Here is a 19423-nt window from a genome sequence, read left to right on the forward strand (position 1 = left end):
CGCCAGCAAGCCGGCTCCTACAGAAGTGGGTCAGAGCTTGGCCTTGACCACCGGCAACGCATCCTTGCCATCCACAGTCTTCACGCCATCGAGCCATTTATCCAGCACCGCCGGGTTAGCCTTGATCCACGCCTTGGCCGCATCGGCATTGCTGACTTTTTTGTTCACCACCTCGGCCATGATGCTGTTCTCCATCTCCTGGGTGAAATTCAGGTTGGTCAGCAGCTTGCCGACGTTCGGGCAGGCCTGTGCATAACCTTTGCGGGTCAGGGTATGAACGCTACCCGTGTCGCCGAAGTACTTTTCGCCACCCTTGAGGTAATGCATTTTCAGCTGCACGTTCATCGGGTGTGGGGTCCAGCCGAGGAACGTGACGAATTTCTGTTTCTTCACCGCGCGAGACACTTCGGCCAGCATGGCCTGCTCGCTGGACTCGACCAGTTTCCATTGGCCCATGTCGAAATCGTTTTTCTTGATGATCTCCTGCAGGGACAGGTTGGCTGGTGCGCCGGAGCCGATGCCGTAGATCTTGTGATCGAACTTGTCCGCGTACTTGTTCAGGTCGGAAAAGTTATGCACACCCGCGTCCCATACATAGTCCGGCACCGCGAGGGTGAATTCGGTGCCGTCGAGGTTCTTGGCCAGCTGTGTGACATCACCGGTGGCCACGAACTTGTCGTAGAAGCCCTGCTGCGCCGGCATCCAGTTGCCCAGGAACACATCGACCTGGCCGTCCTTGAGCCCGCCAAAGGTGATCGGCACCGCGAGGGTGTCGACCTTGGCCTTGTAGCCCATGCCATCCAGCAGAAACCCGGTGATGGCGTTGGTCGCGGCAATGTCGCTCCAACCAGGGTCGGCCATTTTCACCGTCTCGCATTGATCGGCGTACACCGATGCACTGCTCAAGGCCAGGAGCCCGACCGTCAGTGCTGTGGATAACCTTTGCATGGACTTCCCCTTAACATTATTGGTTTTGGCAGGGTTGTGGATAACGTGCTTTACGCTCCAGATCATCAAGGTCGATGTGGTTGCGCATGTACTGCTGACTGGCGTCCACCAGCGGCTGGTGGTCCCAGCTCTTGAGCTTGCCGATGGTCAGGGCGTCGGCGACGAAACGCCGGCGCCGCTGGCTCGCGAGTACTTGGTGGTGGATCGCCGGAATGTCCCATTTAGCCCGTGCTTCGGCGAGAAAATCTTCGAACAGCTGGCGATGTTGCGGCGAATGGCTGAGTTCTTCCAGTTCGCGTGGGTCATTGTGCACATCGAAGAGCAGGCAGGGATCGTCTTCGCTGTAGATGAATTTGTAGTGACCACGGCGAATCATCATCAAAGGGCCGATGGTGCCTTCGGCCATGTATTCGCCGAACACTTCATCGTGACCGCCCTGCCCTTGCAGATGCGGGACGAGCGAACGGCCATCCAGCGGCAAGCCTGGTTCCAGTGAGCCGCCGGCCAGTTCGACAAAGGTCGGCAGCAGGTCGGCGGTGGACACCGAGGCGCTGACCCGACCGGCACCGAACTGCCCTGGGGCACTTATCAACAGGGGTACCCGCGCGGCCATCTCATACCAGTGCATTTTGTACCAGAGGCCACGCTCGCCCAGCATATCGCCGTGGTCACCGGAGAAGACGATGATGGTGTCATCGATCAGTCCGGTATCTTCGAGGGTTTGCAGAAGTTTGCCGACGTTGCTGTCGATATAGCTGCATGCACCGAAATAGGCTCGGCGTGCGTCGCGAATCTTATCCACAGGCAGCGGTTTATCCCACAGGTCGTAGACCTTGAGCAGACGCTGGGCGTGCGGATCGAGATCGTGCTGGTCCGGAGTTGTCGGCAATGGGATGTCGGCGTCGTCGTACAGGTCCCAAAAAGCCTTGGGAATGGTGTACGGGTCATGTGGGTGGGTCATTGAGACAGTCAGGCAAAACGGCTGGTCGCCATCCTCGCGGATGTGATCGAACAAGTATTGCTGCGCCTTGAACACCACTTCTTCGTCGAAATCCAACTGGTTGGTGCGCACGCAGGGCCCTGCTTGCAGCACCGACGACATGTTGTGATACCAGGTCGGACGCACCTTCGGTTCATCCCAGTTCACCGCCCAACCGTAGTCGGCTGGATAGATATCGCTGGTCAGGCGCTCTTCGTACCCGTGCAACTGATCCGGGCCGCAGAAATGCATCTTGCCCGAGAGGGCTGTGCGATAACCGAGGCGCCGCAGGTAATGGGCATAGGTCGGTACATCGGCAGGGAAATCCGCCGCGTTGTCGTAGGCGCCGATCTTGCTCGGCAACTGACCGCTTACCAGGGTAAAGCGCGACGGCGCGCATAAAGGACTGTTGCAATAGGCGGCGTCGAACACCACGCCTTCGGCGGCGAGGCGGCTCAAGTTAGGCAGTTTGATCGGCGAAGGACCGTAGAACGGCAACATTGGCGCGGCCATTTGATCGGCCATGATGAAAAGAATGTTCTTGCGCTTCATGTGATCGCGGCATTCCATAGTGGATGTTTATGCGAGAGTGCTGGGATCGAGGATGTAACCCGTGCACTTTGTGGTAAAGCCCATGCACGGCAATGACTAGGATAAGTACAGCTTATGTATGACGCGCTCGGTGAACTGTCTCTGGATTTGCTGCGTGCCTTCGAGTCCGCGGCTCGGCAACGCAGCTTCACGGCGGCGGCGGTTGAGCTGGGCACGACACAACCGGCGATCAGCCAGCAGATCAAACGGTTGGAGGAGCAACTGGCGACCCGCTTGTTCGATCGCATTTATCGCGGCATTGAGTTGACCGAGGCAGGAATCATTCTTTTCGAGCAGGTTCAGCTTGGTTTGCAGCAGATCGACGCCGGATTGAGTGCGATCAGCGCGCAACAGCAGCACGAAGTGCTCCAGGTAGCCACTGACTTCGCCTTTGCCGCTTACTGGTTGATGCCGCGCTTGCACCGTTTCCACGCAGCCAATCCACAGGTGGACGTCAGCTTGGTGACCAGTGAGCGCAGCCACAACATGCTGCGTACCGATATCGATGTGGCAGTGTTGTTCGGTGATGGCCGTTTCAAGCAGGGCGAAAGCCATTGGTTGTTCAGCGAAGAAGTCTTCCCGGTCTGCAGCCCGCAGCTATTGAACGAGCGTCCCCTGCCCTTGCCCACCCAGGCGTTGTTGGAGTTCCCGCTGCTGCATTTGCGCGGCGAACACAGCAGTAATTGGTTTGACTGGAGTGGCGTGTTCCGCGAGCTGGGGATTACCTCGCCGCCTGCCCCAGGGCAGCTGCGCTTTGACAATTACACCCTGCTGATCCAAGCCGCGATCGGTGGTCAGGGGGTGGCCATTGGTTGGCGTCACCTTGTGGATAACTTGCTGGCACAAGGCTTGTTGTGCCGCCCGATTGCCGAAACCGTGATGTCCAGGCTGGGGTATTACGTGGTGTTGCCCCAGCGCAAACGGCGGGGCGCGTTGATCCAGCGGTTCGTCGATTGGTTGATGGCCGAGCAGGCCAGCAGTGCGCAAACGCTCAATGGCCTGTCGTCTCCTTCGATTGCGGTTTGAATATCAAAAGATCGCAGCCTTCGGCAGCTCCTACAGGTTTATGTGTAGGCGCTGCCGAAGGCTGCGATCTTCAAGATTCTGAAGTCGCGATGAAACTGACGTGCTCGCCAATGTGCAGGTTCAGATGTAACTCGTCGGCGATCCCCACTGCCGTCCGGGTCAGGCGCTCAATGGGCTCGGCCAGGCCAGGCTCCAGATGGCTGCCGACCCGAATGAAATGTTCGAGGGTCAATCCGGGTACGCTTCGCGGCGCATTCACCAGTGTCCAGCGCAGCGAACTGCTCTGCAGGGCTTCGCGGATCTCCTCGGCGGCGTGACGTTGCAGCGGCTCGAATGTCTCCGGGTCGTCCAGTACGTCGAAATCGCCCACCAAAAACAATCGGGAAACGCCCGCCGCCTGCATGCCATCGATCAACGCGTCTGCCGCCAGCACCTGTTCGACGGGGCCGGGCACGATATTCTTTTCAACGTGCTCACTGTTGTACGGTAATCCCGGTGCGTCTAACAGGCAGATGACCGCCGAACTGCCGGCCACGCTTTGCTTGACCCGTTCTGCCTCGAACAGATCGCCGGTCTTGGTACGCAAGCCGGGTCGCGGTGCGAGCGCCGTCAGGTCATCGAGAATGGCGATCACTTCATGCTGGCGCCGCAGCATCTCCACCATCAGCGCACTGCCCAGGCTACTCATGGCACCATAGAGCACCACTTTCACTACCGGGGTTTCTGCATTTTTCATGGCCAGGCTCCGATGTCTGCGGGGGTTATAGGGCGTGTGACCTGCGGGAAACGGTGAGGGTTCGAATCGGTTTCAGAGGGGTTTCCATGCAACGGATCAAGGGATATCACGCCCACGTGTATTTCGACGCCAGCACCGTCGATCAGGCGCGAGCCTTGTGCGAGCAGGCCGCGCAGCTGTTCCCGTTGAAAATGGGCCGCGTGCACGAGCGCCCGGTGGGCCCGCATCCAGACTGGAGTTGCCAGCTGGCCTTCGGACCGGAGTTGATCGGCGAAGTGCTGCCGTGGCTCGCGCTCAACCGCAAGGGGCTAGTGGTGTTCCTGCATCCGGACACCGGCGACGATCTGTTGGATCACAGCGAGCATGCGATCTGGATGGGCGCGATTCGCCCGCTGGATCTGTCTATTTTTTGATCAATATTAATTTAAGTTTATAAGGTTTCTTCTGGCTCGCCGGGCAAATGCTCGTCCAAGTGCAGCCATGGCAAGCGGCTGTCGGTCCAGATATGTCGCTCGGCTGGAGCCCGTTCGGGGTGGTCGAGGGTCGCGATGGTCACGTCGATGCTTTCAGGACTGAGGTGGGTTGTCAGTGCCAACTGCGCCCCACAGTGGCCGCAGAAGTAGCGCACGCAGGTGGAGGAAGAGTCGTACAGTGATGGCGTGCCAGCCAGCCATTGGAAAGCGGATGAGGGCACGGTGATCCAGGTGGTGACGATGCCGCCGCTGACCCGTCGGCAAATCGAGCAATGGCAGTGGGCGATATCTTGCAACGGCCCGCTGAACTGGTAGCGCAGCTGTCCGCAATGGCAGCCGCCGGTGTGGATGTTGGCCATGCCCTTTCCTCCTGATGTGTTTTCACTGACGCCATCGCGAGCATGCTCGCTCCTACAGAGGTTTGTGTACCCCCAGGTCCCCTGTAGGAGCGAGCATGCTCGCGATGAATTCAACTCGGCCTCACTCCTTGCCCCATCCGACGACCGGTCGTACTTCCGATCAGCCCTTTCATTGGCGAAAGCTGGCTGAAAGCTTCCCCGATTAGGATCGCCTCCACTGCCGGCAATAGACCGGTTGGCCAATGCGAGTGTTCGATTGCTCGCCAGGTCCATTTAACAACAACAATGGTGACCCTGATGTCCTTTACCCGCCGCTTCGCCACAACTCCACCCGTACGTCTTGTGCTTCCCGTTTTGCGCTGATCCCACCCGGTCCGCCCATTCCCTAGCTGCGCTACGCCTGGAGTATTCCCATGCTGACTTTCCTTGGCTTTGCCATGGTCATCACCTTCATGTTCCTGATCATGACCAAGCGCCTGTCCGCGCTGATCGCTCTGATCATCATCCCGATCGTCTTCGCTCTGTTCGGTGGTTTCGGCCCGAAAATCGGCCCGATGATGCTCGAGGGCATCACCAAGCTCGCGCCGACCGGCGTGATGCTGATGTTCGCCATTCTGTACTTTGCCCTGATGATCGACTCCGGCCTGTTCGACCCGGCCGTGCGCAAGATCCTCAAAATGGTCAAGGGCGACCCGCTGAAAGTGTCGGTCGGTACTGCCGTGCTGGCGCTCGTCGTTTCCCTCGATGGTGACGGCGCGACCACTTACATGATCTGCGTCGCTGCCATGCTGCCGCTCTACAGCCGTATCGGCATGAGCCCGCGGATCATGGCTGGCCTGATCATCCTCGCCGGCGGCGTGATGAACATGACCCCATGGGGTGGCCCTACGGCCCGTGCGGCCAGTGCGCTGCATGTCGACCCTTCGGCCATCTTCGTTCCGATGATCCCGGCGATGGCTGCCGGTGTCGTGGCCATCCTGGCGATCGCTTACTTCTACGGCAAACGTGAGCGTGCGCGCCTGGGTGAGCTGCATCTGGTGGGCGATGAAATCGATCACAGCGAAATCACCGTTTCGCAGTTCCCGGACGCCCGTCGTCCGAACCTGATCTGGTTCAACGGCGCCCTGACCCTGGTCCTGATGTGCACCCTGATCGCTGGCCTGCTGCCGCTGCCCGTGCTGTTCATGGTGGCCTTCAGTATCGCCATGATCGTTAACTATCCGTGCCTGCAAGCACAGAAGGACCGCGTCGCGGCCCACGCTGGCAGCGTTCTGGCGGTGGTCGGGTTGATCTTTGCCGCTGGTATCTTCACCGGCATCCTCTCCGGTACCGGCATGGTCGACGCGATGTCGAAAAGCCTGTTGTCGGTGATCCCGGACTTCCTCGGCCCGTACCTGGCCGTGATCACGGCGCTGGTGAGCATGCCGTTCACCTTCTTCATGTCGAACGACGCATTTTATTACGGCGTGTTACCAGTTCTTGCCGAAGCTGCCAGCCACTACGGTATTACTGCGGTGGAAATGGCACGTGCCTCGATCGTCGGTCAGCCCGTCCACTTGCTGAGCCCGCTGGTACCATCGACCTACCTGTTGGTGGCCCTGGCCGGTATCGATTTCGGCGATCACCAGCGCTTTACCCTGAAGTGGGCAGTGCTGGTGTGCATGTGCATACTGGTTGCCGCGTTGCTGATGGGGATTTTCCCGCTGTTCAGCACTCTATAATCCAAAGACTCGCCACCCGGGGTCCCGGCTTCGCAGTCTGAAGCCTGGACCCCTTGTGGTTTAACACTCGCTCAAAGGAATACACATGGAATGGCTGACCAACCCTGAAATTTGGGTTGCCTTCTTCACCCTGACCGCCCTGGAAATCGTTCTGGGTATCGATAACATCATCATGATTTCGATCCTGGTCAGCCGCATGCCCAAGCACATGCAGGCGCGCACCCGAATTTTCGGTCTGGCGCTGGCCATGGTCACGCGGATTCTGTTGCTGTTGTCGATCACCTGGGTCATGCGCCTGACCGCCGATCTGTTCGAAGTGTTCGGCCAGGGTATTTCCGGGCGTGACCTGATCCTGTTCTTCGGTGGCCTGTTCCTGCTGTGGAAAAGCTCGCAAGAGATGTACCACGCGCTGGAAGGTGAAGACGAATCCGACGACGAGCCGAGTGTGAAAGGCGGAAACTTCCTCTACACCATCATCCAGATCGCGATCATCGACATCGTGTTCTCCCTGGACTCGGTGATTACCGCGGTCGGCATGGTGTCCCATGTACCGGTCATGGTCGCGGCCATCGTCGTGGCGGTGCTGGTGATGATGCTGGCGTCCGGCACCATCAGCGCGTTCATCGACAAGCACCCTTCGCTGAAGATGCTGGCGCTGTCGTTCCTGCTGGTGGTGGGTACCGTGCTGATCGCCGAATCCTTCGACGTTCACGTGCCAAAAGGCTACGTCTACTTCGCCATGGCGTTCTCGCTGGCGGTGGAAGCGATCAATATCAAGATGCGCACCGCCATCGCTCGCAAAAAGCAGCAGCAAGAGCCAGTGAAACTGCGCAAGGACATTCCAGGGCAGTAACGTAAAACCTGTGGGAGCGAGCCTGCTCGCGAAGAGGGAGTGTCAGCCAACATCAATGCTGCCTGTCACACCGCTTTCGCGAGCAGGCTCGCTCCCACAGTTGTTTCAGGGGCCTTCGGGCCCCTTTTTCATGCCTGCATGAAGCGGTTTTCATGACCGTTTTGTTTCAAACACGCCTTTAGCTATGCGATGCTGGCGCCCAGACCGTTAGCCAACTACAGCTTAAGTACAAAACGTAGAACGTCGCGGTACCGTCAACTTGCTCCTTTGGGGCGCTACCACCACAGGGGGCCGTCATGCTCACCCTGCTCAATTTGCTCTCAGCCGTGGCCTTGTTGATCTGGGGCACGCACATCGTCCGAACCGGCATCCTGCGGGTCTACGGCTCCAACTTGCGCCATGTCATTGGCCGCAACATGTCCAAGCGCTGGCTGGCTTTCCTGTCGGGGATTGCGGTGACAGCGATGGTCCAGAGCAGCAACGCCACGGCGATGCTCGTGACCTCCTTCGTCGGTCAAGGCCTGATGGCATTGACCCCGGCACTGTCGACCATGCTCGGGGCCGATGTCGGTACGGCGCTAATGGCGCGGGTGCTGACCTTCGACCTGTCCTGGCTGTCGCCGCTGCTGATTTTCATTGGGGTTATTTTCTTCCTGTCACGCAAGCAGACCCGCCTGGGTCAGATGGGGCGCGTCGCGATCGGCCTGGGGTTGATCATTCTGGCGCTGCAACTGATCGTCGAGTCGGCGGCACCGATCACCCATGCCAAAGGGGTCAAGGTGATCTTTGCCTCGCTGACCGGCGACATCCTGCTTGATGCCCTGATGGGGGCGCTGTTCGCCATGATCTCCTACTCCAGCCTGGCAGCGGTGCTGCTGACGGCGACCCTGGCCGGCGCCAAGGTGATCGGCCTGCCGGTGGCCCTCGGGCTGGTCATCGGCGCCAATATCGGCAGCGGCGTGCTGGCGTTCCTCAGCACCAGCATGCAGAACGCTGCCGGCCGTCAGGTGGCGCTGGGCAGTCTGTTGTACAAGCTGATAGGCCTATTGCTGATCATTCCGGTGCTCGGCCCCCTGGTGCACTGGATCGACAGCCTGGATTTCAGCCCACAGGAAATGGTCATCGGCTTCCACCTGCTCTACAACACCGCACGCTGCCTGATCCTGCTGCCCACTGTCGGGCCGATGGCCAGGTTTTGTGCCTGGGTGCTGCCGGAGCGTCCACAAGCCAATGGCACGGCCAAACCCCGACACCTTGATTTGACTGCGTTGGTCACGCCCAGTCTCGCGTTGGCCAACGCCGCCCGGGAAACCCTGCGCATGGGTGACCTGATCGACAACATGCTCGAAGCCATGCAGGACGTGTTGCACGGTAAACAATCGGCCGTCACCCAGGAAGTGCGTCGCCTGACGGATGACGTTGAATCGCTCTACAGCGCGATCAAGCTGTATCTGGCGCAGATGCCCAGGGAAGACCTCAGTGACCAGGACAGCCGGCGCTGGGCCGAAATCATCGAGCTGGCGATTAACCTGAAACTCGCCAGCGACCTGATCGAGCGCATGCTGCGCAAGGTCCAGCAGCAGAAAACTGCTCAGCGCCGCTCGTTTTCCGAGGTGGGCCTGGAAGAACTGGCGGGGTTGCAGGGTCAATTGATTGCCAATCTGCGGCTGGGACTGTCGGTGTTCCTCAGTGCCGACAAGGAAAGCGCCCGGCAGTTGTTGCGTGAGAAACGTCGCTTTCGTGCACAGGAACGCCGTCTGGCTCATGCGCATGTCAGCCGTTTGCAACGTAAGATTGTGCAGAGTATCGAGACCAGTTCCCTGCACCTGGAACTGATCGCCGATATGAAGCGTCTGAATTCGCTGTTTTGCAGCAGTGCTTATGTGGTGCTGGAAACGTCGGAAACCGGTGCGCTGATGGCCGACGATTTGGCTGACATTACGCATTCGCCTTGAACGTCTGGTGTTGCGATCAGTCAGTAACATGGATTCAGCCTTAATGCCGTCATCGCGGGCAAGCCCGCTCCCACAGGTCCGAGTGCACCACACTGTGGGAGCGGGCTTGCCCGCGATAGCGGTCTAAAGGACGACACAGATCTCCGATTGGTTGCCTGGAAGCTCGTTATGCGTTGCCTGTTGTTCGCCTGTCTGCTGCTTGGCTCGTTGCCCTCGCTTGCCCTGGATCGCTTCCAGGTCGAGGGCTACACCCTGCGCAACGGTCTGCAATTGCTGCTCAAGCCTGGTGCGGAGCGTGGGCACGTGGCGATTCGACTGGTGATCGGCGTCGGTATCGATGATTTTGGCTGTACCGAGAAAGAACTGCCCCACTTGCTCGAACATCTGTTGTTCAGCGGTATCGACGCCAGTGGCGAAGGTGGCCTGGAGGAGCGCATGCAAGCGCTGGGCGGCGAATGGAACGCCTACACCAGTAATGCTGATACCACCTTCGTGATCGAAGCCCCGGCAAAAAACCAGCGCAAGGTCCTCGACCTACTGCTGGCGTTGCTGACCCAGACCCAATTCGATGACAACGCCATCAACGCCGCCAAGCAAGTGGTCGAGCGCGAAGACGGCGGTCATTACTCCCATTTGCAACGCTGGCTGGATCGCCAGGACCTGGGGCACACCGCCAGCAATCAATTGGCCGTCGAATTGGGTCTCAAGTGCTCCGAGCGCGCGGAGGTTGATCATCTGACCCGTGAGCAACTGGAGAAAGTGCGCAAGGATTGGTACGCGCCCAACAACATGACGTTGATCGTGGTCGGCGATCTTGACCGTTTGTTGCCGGCCTATCTGGATCGCACCTATGGCGGGCTGAAACCGATCGAACCCACCGCACACCCGGCGCTCCCGCAAATTCAGGCCAGCGCCGCCCACGAGCGCAGCCTGATTCGCGGTTTTGTCGGCGATGGGGCCAAGCTGCACTGGCTGGTGCCGGAGCCCGTGCTGGAGGATCAGCACGACCAGACCTTCGACCTGCTCAAGGACTATCTGGATTGGGCGCTCTATCGCCAGTTGCGTCTGGCGTATGGTTTGTCCTATGGGCCGTGGGCCGAGCGCGAGGTGTTCGGCGGTGTGGGCTTCATGAGCCTGAATGCGGATCTTGAGCGAGGCGATGTGGCCAAGGCGCAACAGGTGTTGGAGGAATTGAAGGCCCAATTGCTCAAGGATGGCCTGAACGTCGAGACCTTCAACCGCCTCAAGCAGGCGGCCATTGCTCGCCAGTCCTGGGCGGTGCAGGGCAACAGTGCGCTGGCCGATTACTACTGGAGCGCCATCGGTGACTACGAGGACGGCCGTTTCGCCAATCCGGCCAGGGAACTGCAATCGGTGACCCTGGCCGAAGCCAACAAGGCCATGCGCGAATTGCTCCTGCAACCGGGTTACATACGGATCGAGAAACCGTTGCTTGGTGATGATCAGGTGCTGTGGCTGATTGCCGGGGGGGTGGGTTTGATCGTACTGAGCCTGGTGGCTTGGCGCGTTCACCACAGAGGTAGGGGCCGGCTTGCTGACGATGACGGCGCGTCATTCAACCCTGATGGCGACTGAGGCGCCACTATCGCCAGCAAGCCGGCTCCTACAAAAAAAGAGACGCGCATTGGTGACCGTGGGCCTCGCCACACCGCACCGCCAGCGGTACCCTGTCGAGGATTTTTCCTACGACTACTGTGAACCGCCGAATGCCGACCCTGACCCTTTTCGTACAGCGCATCCTCGAACTGATGAAGCGCTACCCTGGGGTCATTGCGCTCGGTGGTTTTATCTCCGGGGTCGGCAGTTTCATTCTGGTGGATCGTCAGCAGGGGCTCGCGAGCTGGATCACCACCATCATGCTGATCAGTTGGGTCTGGCTGATGCTGGAAAACAGCCTGACCCAGCTGTTCACCAAAGTCTTCAAGCGGGAAATTCCCCAACCCTTGTTGCGTTACGCAACGCAGATGATTCATCAGGAAAGCCTGTTCTTCGTCCTGCCGTTCTTCTTCATCACCACCACCTGGAACAGTGGCCAACTGTTCTTCACCGGGTTGTTGGGCATCGCGGCGCTGATTTCCATCATCGATCCGTTGTACTACAAGTGGCTGGCGCCACGGCGCTGGGCGTTCCTGGCGCTGCACACCCTGACGCTGTTCGCCGCCCTGCTCACCGCGTTGCCGGTGATCATGCACCTCACCACCTCGCAAAGCTTCAAATGGGCACTGGGCATTGCGGTGTTGCTGTCGTTCCCGAGCCTGGCGTCGATCTTCCCGATTCGTACCGTACGCAACGCGTTGGCAATCCTGAGCATCACCATCGGCATCGGCGGCGTGGGTTGGGTGCTGCGGTCGTGGGTACCACCGGCGACGCTGTGGATGACCGACGTGGCCATCAGCACGCAATTGCAGGACCGCACCCCCGGCAAGAGCCTGGAGGAAGTCAGCGCCGCGCAGATCCGTGCCGACGGGCTGTACGCCTACACCGCCATCAACGCCCCGCGTGGCCTCGACGAGCGGATTTATCACGTCTGGCAGTTCAACGGTAAAGAGGTCGACCGCATTGCGCTGGACATCCACGGTGGGCGCAAGGAAGGCTATCGTGCCTGGACCCACAAGCAGAATTTCCCAGGCAACCCCGTCGGCAAGTGGCAGGTCCGGGTACTGACCGAAGACGGCCAGGTCATCGGCGTGTTGCGGTTCCAGATCACCGACAGCACACCGATCAAAGAAAAGTAGAGCGGTTCGTGCTATTACGTAGGTCAGCGTAAATAGCCGAAAAAGCACGGAGCTTATGACCAGCGACACAGTGGCCGGCAATGCCCGGCTGGACACCTCGCAAACCCCGCCCCAGATACGTGTGACGGGGGACTGGACGCTCGCCCATTACGCCGACCTCAAGCGGGTGAGCGACAATCTCGAAGGTCAATACGACGACAGCACCCGCATCGACCTCAATGGCCTTGGCGCGCTCGATACCGCCGGTGCGTCGCTGCTGGTGGAGCTATTGGGTTCCGAACGCCTGGGCCGCTCCGCCGAACATCCCGATTGCACTCTCTCGGCCGCCGACCGCGCTCTACTGCAAACGATCTATTGTTCGCTGACCGATTTCTGTGTGCCGATCAAGGAGCCGGAAATCAGCGTCGGCATACAATTGCTGACCCGCATTGGCCGCGCGGTGGACACGGTCTGGCAGGACACTCTGCAACTGCTGGGTTTCGTTGGCCTGATCCTGGAAACCATTGTCCGCGGCCTGTTTCGCCCGAAGCGCTGGCGGATCACGCCAATGGTTGCGCACATCGAACAGACCGGCCTCGATGCCGCGCCAATCGTTGCCTTGCTGACCTTTCTGGTGGGCGCCGTGGTGGCATTTCTCGGGGCGACGGTACTGGCCAACTTTGGTGCCACGGTGTTTACCGTGCATCTGGTGGCGTTCTCCTTCCTGCGTGAGTTCGCAGTGTTGCTGACGGCGATCCTGATGGCCGGGCGAACCGCCAGTGCCTTCACCGCGCAGATCGGCTCGATGAAGGCCAACGAAGAAATCGATGCGATCCGCACCCTGGGCCTCGATCCCATGGAGCTGCTGGTAGTGCCGCGGGTCCTGGCATTGCTGGTGGCGTTGCCGATGTTGACCTTTCTGGCGATGGTGTCGGGGATTGTCGGGGGTGCCCTGGTCTGCGCGGTGTCCCTGGACATATCTCCGGCAATGTTCCTGTCACTGTTGCAATCGAACATCGGCGTTCAACACTTTCTTGTGGGCATGATCAAGGCACCGGTGTTTGCCTTCCTGATCGCGGCCATCGGTTGCCTCGAAGGCTTCAAGGTCAGCGGCAGCGCCGAGTCCGTTGGCGCACACACCACCTCCGCCGTGGTGCAGTCGATTTTCGTGGTGATCGTACTCGACGCCGTGGCCGCACTGTTTTTCATGGAGATCAGTTGGTGAGACGTATACCCCGAGCGCCCGCCGAGGCGGTGATCGAAGTCCGTGGGCTGTGCAATCGCTTCGGTCGCCAGAGCGTTCATGAAAACCTTGATCTGGATTTGTACAAAGGCGAGATTCTGGCCGTGGTCGGCGGCTCCGGTAGCGGCAAGTCGGTGCTGTTGCGCAGCATCGTCGGCTTGCGCCAGCCCAGCGAGGGCATGGTGAAGGTCTTCGGTAAAAACCTGCCGGGTTTGCCTGAGCACGAACGCTCGCTGGTGGAACGGCGCTTCGGCGTGCTGTTCCAGAAAGGCGCCCTGTTCTCTTCGCTGACCGTGACCGAGAATGTCGCCCTGCCCCTCATTGAGCATGCCGGCCTGAGCCGCGATGACGCCGAGCACTTGGCGGCGGTGAAAATGGCCCTGGCCGGTTTGCCGCTGTCGGCGGCAGACAAATACCCCGCGTCCCTGTCCGGCGGCATGATCAAGCGTGCGGCGCTGGCGCGGGCATTGGCGCTGGACCCGGACATCCTGTTCCTCGACGAGCCCACCGCCGGCCTCGATCCGATTGGCGCCGCCGCCTTCGACCAATTGATCCTGACCCTGCGCGATGCCTTGGGGCTCAGTGTATTTCTGGTGACCCACGACCTCGACACGCTCTACACCATCACCGACCGGGTGGCGGTGCTGGCGCAGAAGAAGGTGCTGGTGGCTGATGCCATCGATGTCGTCTCGGAAACTGACGATGCGTGGATTCACGAATACTTCCATGGCCCTCGCGGCCGCGCGGCGCTGAGTGCCGCCCAACAGCTCAACGAGGTCTGACATGGAAACCCGAGCCCATCATGTATTGATCGGCCTGTTCACCGTGATTGTGGTGGCAGGCGCCCTGCTCTTCGGCCTGTGGCTGGCCAAGTCCAGCGTCGACACTGAGTTCAAGGATTACGAAGTGGTGTTCAACGAAGCGGTCAGCGGCCTGTCCAACGGCAGCTCCGTGCAGTACAGCGGGATCAAGGTCGGCGACGTGGTGTCGTTGAGCCTGGACCCGGAAGACCCGCGCCGGGTGCTGGCACGAATTCGCCTGGCCGGCGATACGCCGGTCAAGGAAGATACTCAGGCCAAGCTGGCGCTGACCGGCGTTACCGGGACGTCGATCATCCAGCTCAGTGGCGGCACGCCGCAGAGTCCGACGCTCAAAGGCAAGGGTGGCAAGTTGCCGGTGATCATCGCCAAGCCCTCGCCCATTGCTCGATTAATCAATGACAGCAATGAGTTCATGTCCGGTGTAAGCACGCTGATGCAGAACGCCAACCAGATGTTTTCAGAGCAGAACATCGAACATGTCAGCAAGATCCTCGAACATCTGGATGTCACTACCGGCACTATCGCCGACCAGCGCGAAGATATACGCCAGGCGATGCAGCAATTGGCTTCGATCAGCAAACAGGCCGGCACTATGCTGGAGCAGACGTCGGCGTTGATGCGCAATGCCAACGGGCTGCTCAATGACCATGGCAAGCAGATGATGGGCAGTGCCGAGCAGGCCATGAAGTCCCTGGAACAGAGCAGCGCGACGATCAACAAGCTGATCATTGCCAATCAGGACTCGCTCAATAGCGGCATGCAAGGCCTCAATGGCCTGGCCCCAGCGGTGCGTGAGCTTCGCGAAACACTGACCTCGCTGCGCGCCATCTCTCGACGCCTTGAAGCTGACCCCGGCGGTTACCTCCTGGGCAGCGACAAGCACAAGGAATTCACCCCATGAAGCTGACTGCCCTCGCCCTCCTCGCCAGCTTCACACTGATCGGCGCGTGCTCGATCCTGCCCAAACCCGAGCCGTTTGAAATCTATCGATTGCCATCGGCGCAAAGCAGCGCATCGGCCAGCCCATCCACGTCGCAGCGCTGGTCATTGCGCCTGAACAAACCCCAAACCAGCGAGGCATTGAACCGCCCGGACATTGCCGTAATTCCTCAGGGCGATGTGATCAGCAGCTACAAGGGATCGCGCTGGAGCGACCCGGCACCGGTGCTGCTGCGTAATCGATTGCTGGATGGTTTCCAGCGCGATGGTCGGGTGACGTTGCTCAGCACCGACGACAGCAACTTCCAGGCCGACCTGGAATTGGGCGGCAGCTTGCAGGCGTTTCAGGCGGAGTATCAAGGGGCTGCCGCCAGCGTCGTCGTAAGGTTCGATGCACTCCTGGTGCGTGGGTATGACCAACGCCTGCTTGCCAGTAAACGCTTTGAAGTGCGCCAGCCATTGACTGATGTGAAGGTGCCTGCAGTGGTGGCCGGGTTCGGCCAGGCCAGTGATCAGCTGACGGCGCAGGTGGTGGCTTGGGCGGTTGGGCAAGGGCAGAAATTCGCGCCGCCGCCTAGACCTTGAAGGTCCTGCGGACCTTATCGCGGGCAAGCCTTGCTCCTACAGGATCGGGAGGGTGTTCAAAAATGTGCAAATGCCCCAATCCTGTAGGAGCAAGGCTTGCCCGCGATAAATTTCAGAATCAACCGAAGAACCAGTAGCAGACCCCGATGGCGCCCAGCACACCGGCCAGCTCCGCCAACAACGCACACCCCACCGCATGCCGCGCACGCTGAATGCCCACCGCGCCGAAATACACCGCCAACACATAGAACGTGGTTTCGGTACTGCCCTGAACGGTCGCCGCGACCAGTGCCGGGAAGCTGTCCACACCTGAGGTTTTCATCGTCTCGATCAGCATCGCCCGGGCGGCGCTGCCCGAGAAGGGCTTGACCATCGCCGTCGGCAGCGCGTCGACGAAGCGTGTGTCCCAACCGGCCCATTCCACGAAGTGACGAATCCCGTCCAGGCCGAAATCCAGTGCCCCGGAAGCCCGAAGTACGCCCACCGCACAGAGCATTGCCACCAGGTACGGCAGCAGGTTCTTCGCCACGTCGAAGCCTTCTTTGGCGCCTTCGACGAAGGCCTCGTAGACCTTCACCTTACGCAACGCGCCAATCACCAGAAACAGCATGATGATCCCGAATAGCGTCAGATTGCCGAGGATCGACGACAAAGCGGCCAGGGCGGTAGACGAAAGGGTTGCCAGCAACGCCATGAAAGCGCCAAGGGCGAGGGCACCGGGAATCAGATAGGCCAACACCACTGGATCCCAGATCCGTAGCCGTTGCATGAAGGCGACAGAGAGAAAACCGACAATGGTCGAGCAACTGGTGGCCAGCAGGATCGGCAGGAACACCAGGGTGGGGTCGGGCGCACCTTGCTGGGCGCGGTACATGAAAATCGTCACCGGCAGCAGGGTCAGGGAGGAAGCGTTGAGCACCAGGAACAGGATCTGCGCATTACTGGCGATGGTGTCGCTGGGGTTGAGCTCTTGCAGTGCCTTCATGGCCTTTAGGCCGATCGGCGTGGCGGCGTTGTCCAGGCCCAGGCCGTTGGCGGCGAAGTTGAGGGTGATCAGGCCGATGGCGGGGTGACCGGGCGGAACCTCCGGCATCAAACGCAGAAACAGTGGGCCAAGGGCCTTGGCCAGCCATTCGACGATCCCGGCTTTCTCGGCGATGCGCAAAAAGCCTAGCCAGAGGGTGAGGGTGCCGAACAGCAACACCATGACCTCGACCGACAGCTTGGCCATGGCGAAGATGCTTTCCACCATCGCCGCGAAGATCCCGGCGTTGCCGCCGACCAGCCATTGCGCCAGCGCCGACACGGCGGCCACGATGAAGAAGCCAAGCCACAGGCCATTGAGCATCAGTCAAATCCCCCAAAAGATGCTCGAATGATAGCGGGGTGGCCAGAAACGACAAACCCCGGATTTCTCCGGGGTTTGGTTGGATTCGCAAAGACCGCCTGTAGGAGCGAGGCTTGCCCGCGAACAACGACAATGCGGTTTGACTGATAAACCGAGGCGTCCCATTCGCAGGCAAGCCTCGCTCCTATGAGGGGAGTATCAGTTTTTGGAAGCTTGGCCAGCCGGCAGCTTCTCTTTGCTGCGCCAGTGCGGCAGGGAGTTCCAGTAGCGCTGGCCCTTGGCGTCGTCGTACATGCCTTCCCAGCGCGCGATGACCAGTACGGCCAGGGCGTTGCCGATCACGTTCAGCGCGGTACGGGCCATGTCCATGATGCGGTCGACACCGGCGATGAACGCCAGGCCTTCCAGCGGGATACCCACGCTGCCCAGGGTGGCCAGCAGCACCACGAAGGACACGCCCGGTACACCGGCGATGCCTTTGGAGGTGACCATCAGGGTCAGCACCAGCAGCAGCTGTTGGCTGATCGACAGGTCGATGCCGTACAGCTGGGCGATGAAGATCGCCGCGATGCTCTGGTACAGGGTCGAACCGTCGAGGTTGAACGAGTAACCGGTCGGCACCACGAAGCTGCAGATGGCTTTCGGTGCGCCATAGGCTTCCATCTTCTCGATCACGCGCGGCAGCACGGTTTCGGAGGAGGCGGTGGAGTAGGCCAGTACCAGCTCATCCTTGAAGATGCGCATCAGCTTGATCACCGAGAAACCAAACAGGCGAGCGACCAGGCCCAGCACCATGAAGGCGAAGAAGGCGATGGCGAAGTAAACCAGGACCACCAGTTTCGCCAGCGGCAGCAGGGAGGCGAAGCCGAAGTTGGCCACGGTCACCGCGATCAGGGCGAACACACCGATCGGGGCGTAGTTCATGATCATGTGGGTGACTTTGAACATGGCTTCCGACACGCCCTGGAACATCTTCACCAGCGGTTCGCGCATATCCGCTTGCAGGCTCGACAGACCCAGGCCGAACAGCACGGAGAAGAAAATGATCGGCAGCATTTCACCGCGGGCCATGGCCGCGAAGATATTCGACGGGATCAGGTTGAGGATGGTCTCGATGAACGCATGCTCATGCTGAACTTCGGCTGCGGTCGCCTTGTACTTGGAGATGTCCACGGTACCCAGGGTGCTCATGTCGATGCCCGAGCCCGGGTGGAACACGTTGGCCAGCACCAGACCGACGACGATGGCGATGGTCGTGACGATTTCGAAGTAGATGATGGTCTTCAGACCAATGCGCCCCAGCTTCTTTGCGTCACCGACGCCCGCGATGCCGACGATCAGCGAGGAAATGACGATCGGGATCACGATCATCTTGATCAGACGGATAAAGATATCGCCTGCCGGTTGCAGGACGTTGCTGATCCACCAGGCTTTCTCGGCACTGAAATGGTTGAGCAGCGCACCGATTGCAATCCCCAATACCAGACCGATGAGGATCTGCCAGGCGAGGCTAAGCTTTGCCTTCTTCATATCTTTACCCTTACTTCAGTTTGACTCGGGCAGATGCGCGACCTGGTCCGCTTGTGGCGAAAAAGTCGTGTGCATCTGCCCCCGTATAAGGAGCCCCGGAGCGCTTGTTGATGGCTCTCTGGCAGGCGAAAAAAGGCGCAACTATTCCGATGCAAGGAAGCGACGTCTAATGCCGTAAACGCCTACCCTATGCCGAATCGGCATGAGGTTTTTTCACTGAAAGCGACGTCGCAAACGGTTCGAATGTGACATTTCGGCAGGCATAAGTGCCGTGAACCGGCCATCACAGCGAAGATTGCTTGTTTTTTGATCAGTGAGAACGCAAGAGATTTTCGGGAAAATCCCAGCGTGCGGGAGAAGGAATTACGGCAAAAAACGGCCAATATTTCTCGATATACGGTCGCTGGGAAGCACTGGGAAATTCATTTTCCGTGGCGGGCGAGGGAAGATTGTCGGGGGAGGGGGAAAACGAATGGGGTGCTCTGAGTCAGCGCTTTGCGCGAACAAGCTCTTCGCAAGTTCGTCGAGTCTTGATTGACCGGCGAACTTGCGTCGCAGCTTTCCTGACCCGGCCCTTGCGC

Annotated in this window: 17 protein-coding genes; 11 read left to right on the forward strand and 6 right to left on the reverse strand. The window is 59.8% G+C overall.

Annotated elements, in window-relative coordinates:
• Nucleotides 1–30: 30 nt before the first annotated feature.
• Together choX and betC are read right to left on the reverse strand one after the other, a co-directional pair.
• Nucleotides 31–948, reverse strand: a complete 918-nt coding sequence (gene choX / locus ABTV22_RS00125) for a choline ABC transporter substrate-binding protein (protein ID WP_433737971.1) — start codon at nucleotides 946–948, stop codon at nucleotides 31–33.
• 16 nt (nucleotides 949–964) lie between these two features.
• Nucleotides 965–2479 (reverse strand): choline-sulfatase, encoded by a 1515-nt coding sequence (gene betC, locus ABTV22_RS00130; RefSeq protein ID WP_433737972.1) that lies wholly within the window; start codon nucleotides 2477–2479, stop codon nucleotides 965–967.
• Nucleotides 2480–2593: 114 nt separating this feature from the next.
• On the opposite strand from betC, the gene ABTV22_RS00135 reads away from it, so the two are divergent.
• Nucleotides 2594–3544, forward strand: a complete 951-nt coding sequence (locus ABTV22_RS00135) for a choline sulfate utilization transcriptional regulator (protein WP_433737973.1) — start codon at nucleotides 2594–2596, stop codon at nucleotides 3542–3544.
• A 70-nt stretch (nucleotides 3545–3614) separates the two neighbouring features.
• Here ABTV22_RS00135 and ABTV22_RS00140 read toward each other — a convergent pair whose 3' ends face one another.
• Entirely contained in the window at nucleotides 3615–4280 is a 666-nt protein-coding gene (locus ABTV22_RS00140) for an NAD(P)-dependent oxidoreductase (RefSeq protein WP_433737974.1), read from the reverse strand.
• An 86-nt stretch (nucleotides 4281–4366) separates the two neighbouring features.
• Between ABTV22_RS00140 and ABTV22_RS00145 the strand changes: the two genes are divergently transcribed.
• The gene (locus ABTV22_RS00145; protein ID WP_433737975.1) at nucleotides 4367–4693 is read left to right on the forward strand and encodes a DOPA 4,5-dioxygenase family protein; all 327 of its coding nucleotides are present in this window, start codon (nucleotides 4367–4369) and stop codon (nucleotides 4691–4693) included.
• 17 nt (nucleotides 4694–4710) lie between these two features.
• On the opposite strand, the gene ABTV22_RS00150 is transcribed toward ABTV22_RS00145, so the two are convergent.
• A complete protein-coding gene (locus ABTV22_RS00150) occupies nucleotides 4711–5112 on the reverse strand; it encodes a GFA family protein (protein ID WP_433737976.1) in 402 nt (133 codons plus the stop codon).
• A gap of 413 nt (nucleotides 5113–5525) precedes the next feature.
• Here ABTV22_RS00150 and ABTV22_RS00155 point away from each other — a divergent pair, with 413 nt between their 5' ends.
• The 9 genes from ABTV22_RS00155 to ABTV22_RS00195 all read left to right on the forward strand — a co-directional run bounded on the left by ABTV22_RS00155 (nucleotide 5526) and on the right by ABTV22_RS00195 (nucleotide 15964).
• Complete coding sequence (locus tag ABTV22_RS00155) at nucleotides 5526–6833, forward strand: CitMHS family transporter (protein WP_433737977.1); 1308 nt, start codon at nucleotides 5526–5528, stop codon at nucleotides 6831–6833.
• An 85-nt stretch (nucleotides 6834–6918) separates the two neighbouring features.
• The gene (locus tag ABTV22_RS00160; protein WP_433737978.1) at nucleotides 6919–7686 is read left to right on the forward strand and encodes a TerC family protein; all 768 of its coding nucleotides are present in this window, start codon (nucleotides 6919–6921) and stop codon (nucleotides 7684–7686) included.
• A gap of 296 nt (nucleotides 7687–7982) precedes the next feature.
• Nucleotides 7983–9641 (forward strand): Na/Pi cotransporter family protein, encoded by a 1659-nt coding sequence (locus ABTV22_RS00165; protein ID WP_433737979.1) that lies wholly within the window; start codon nucleotides 7983–7985, stop codon nucleotides 9639–9641.
• A 168-nt stretch (nucleotides 9642–9809) separates the two neighbouring features.
• Nucleotides 9810–11237 (forward strand): M16 family metallopeptidase, encoded by a 1428-nt coding sequence (locus ABTV22_RS00170; RefSeq protein WP_433737980.1) that lies wholly within the window; start codon nucleotides 9810–9812, stop codon nucleotides 11235–11237.
• Nucleotides 11238–11368: 131 nt separating this feature from the next.
• The gene (locus ABTV22_RS00175) at nucleotides 11369–12397 is read left to right on the forward strand and encodes a DUF5924 family protein (RefSeq protein ID WP_433737981.1); all 1029 of its coding nucleotides are present in this window, start codon (nucleotides 11369–11371) and stop codon (nucleotides 12395–12397) included.
• A gap of 55 nt (nucleotides 12398–12452) precedes the next feature.
• The gene (locus ABTV22_RS00180; RefSeq protein WP_433737982.1) at nucleotides 12453–13601 is read left to right on the forward strand and encodes an MlaE family lipid ABC transporter permease subunit; all 1149 of its coding nucleotides are present in this window, start codon (nucleotides 12453–12455) and stop codon (nucleotides 13599–13601) included.
• Complete coding sequence (locus ABTV22_RS00185) at nucleotides 13598–14401, forward strand: ABC transporter ATP-binding protein (RefSeq protein WP_433737983.1); 804 nt, start codon at nucleotides 13598–13600, stop codon at nucleotides 14399–14401. Before ABTV22_RS00180 ends, ABTV22_RS00185 begins: the two co-directional genes overlap by 4 nt.
• 1 nt (nucleotide 14402) lies before the next feature.
• Nucleotides 14403–15341, forward strand: coding sequence for an MlaD family protein (locus ABTV22_RS00190; RefSeq protein WP_433737984.1), 939 nt, complete (start codon nucleotides 14403–14405; stop codon nucleotides 15339–15341).
• Nucleotides 15338–15964, forward strand: coding sequence for an ABC-type transport auxiliary lipoprotein family protein (locus tag ABTV22_RS00195; RefSeq protein ID WP_433737986.1), 627 nt, complete (start codon nucleotides 15338–15340; stop codon nucleotides 15962–15964). The genes ABTV22_RS00190 and ABTV22_RS00195 overlap by 4 nt, the downstream gene beginning before the upstream one ends.
• 118 nt (nucleotides 15965–16082) lie before the next feature.
• Here the strand turns inward: ABTV22_RS00195 and ABTV22_RS00200 are convergent, their stop codons facing one another.
• Complete coding sequence (locus ABTV22_RS00200; protein WP_433737987.1) at nucleotides 16083–17312, reverse strand: nucleoside recognition domain-containing protein; 1230 nt, start codon at nucleotides 17310–17312, stop codon at nucleotides 16083–16085.
• 198 nt (nucleotides 17313–17510) lie between these two features.
• Nucleotides 17511–18842, reverse strand: coding sequence for a glutamate/aspartate:proton symporter GltP (gene gltP / locus ABTV22_RS00205; protein ID WP_433737988.1), 1332 nt, complete (start codon nucleotides 18840–18842; stop codon nucleotides 17511–17513).
• Nucleotides 18843–19423: the final 581 nt, after the last annotated feature.

Origin of the sequence: Pseudomonas putida (assembly GCF_050990305.1) — a bacterium.
GTDB classification, from domain to species: Bacteria; Pseudomonadota; Gammaproteobacteria; order Pseudomonadales; family Pseudomonadaceae; genus Aquipseudomonas; species Aquipseudomonas putida_AH.

Bases quoted from the DNA above. Each gene is read 5' to 3' on its own strand.
- ABTV22_RS00150 (WP_433737976.1), bottom strand. From the start codon at position 5,112: ATGGCCAACATCCACACCGGCGGCTGCCATTGCGGACAGCTGCGCTAC.
- ABTV22_RS00145 (WP_433737975.1), top strand. From the start codon at position 4,367: ATGCAACGGATCAAGGGATATCACGCCCACGTGTATTTCGACGCCAGC.
- ABTV22_RS00170 (WP_433737980.1), top strand. From the start codon at position 9,810: ATGCGTTGCCTGTTGTTCGCCTGTCTGCTGCTTGGCTCGTTGCCCTCG.
- ABTV22_RS00180 (WP_433737982.1), top strand. From the start codon at position 12,453: ATGACCAGCGACACAGTGGCCGGCAATGCCCGGCTGGACACCTCGCAA.
- betC (WP_433737972.1), bottom strand. From the start codon at position 2,479: ATGAAGCGCAAGAACATTCTTTTCATCATGGCCGATCAAATGGCCGCG.
- ABTV22_RS00190 (WP_433737984.1), top strand. From the start codon at position 14,403: ATGGAAACCCGAGCCCATCATGTATTGATCGGCCTGTTCACCGTGATT.
- ABTV22_RS00155 (WP_433737977.1), top strand. From the start codon at position 5,526: ATGCTGACTTTCCTTGGCTTTGCCATGGTCATCACCTTCATGTTCCTG.
- ABTV22_RS00135 (WP_433737973.1), top strand. From the start codon at position 2,594: ATGTATGACGCGCTCGGTGAACTGTCTCTGGATTTGCTGCGTGCCTTC.
- ABTV22_RS00195 (WP_433737986.1), top strand. From the start codon at position 15,338: ATGAAGCTGACTGCCCTCGCCCTCCTCGCCAGCTTCACACTGATCGGC.
- ABTV22_RS00165 (WP_433737979.1), top strand. From the start codon at position 7,983: ATGCTCACCCTGCTCAATTTGCTCTCAGCCGTGGCCTTGTTGATCTGG.
- ABTV22_RS00200 (WP_433737987.1), bottom strand. From the start codon at position 17,312: ATGCTCAATGGCCTGTGGCTTGGCTTCTTCATCGTGGCCGCCGTGTCG.
- choX (WP_433737971.1), bottom strand. From the start codon at position 948: ATGCAAAGGTTATCCACAGCACTGACGGTCGGGCTCCTGGCCTTGAGC.
- ABTV22_RS00140 (WP_433737974.1), bottom strand. From the start codon at position 4,280: ATGAAAAATGCAGAAACCCCGGTAGTGAAAGTGGTGCTCTATGGTGCC.
- ABTV22_RS00160 (WP_433737978.1), top strand. From the start codon at position 6,919: ATGGAATGGCTGACCAACCCTGAAATTTGGGTTGCCTTCTTCACCCTG.
- ABTV22_RS00175 (WP_433737981.1), top strand. From the start codon at position 11,369: ATGCCGACCCTGACCCTTTTCGTACAGCGCATCCTCGAACTGATGAAG.
- gltP (WP_433737988.1), bottom strand. From the start codon at position 18,842: ATGAAGAAGGCAAAGCTTAGCCTCGCCTGGCAGATCCTCATCGGTCTG.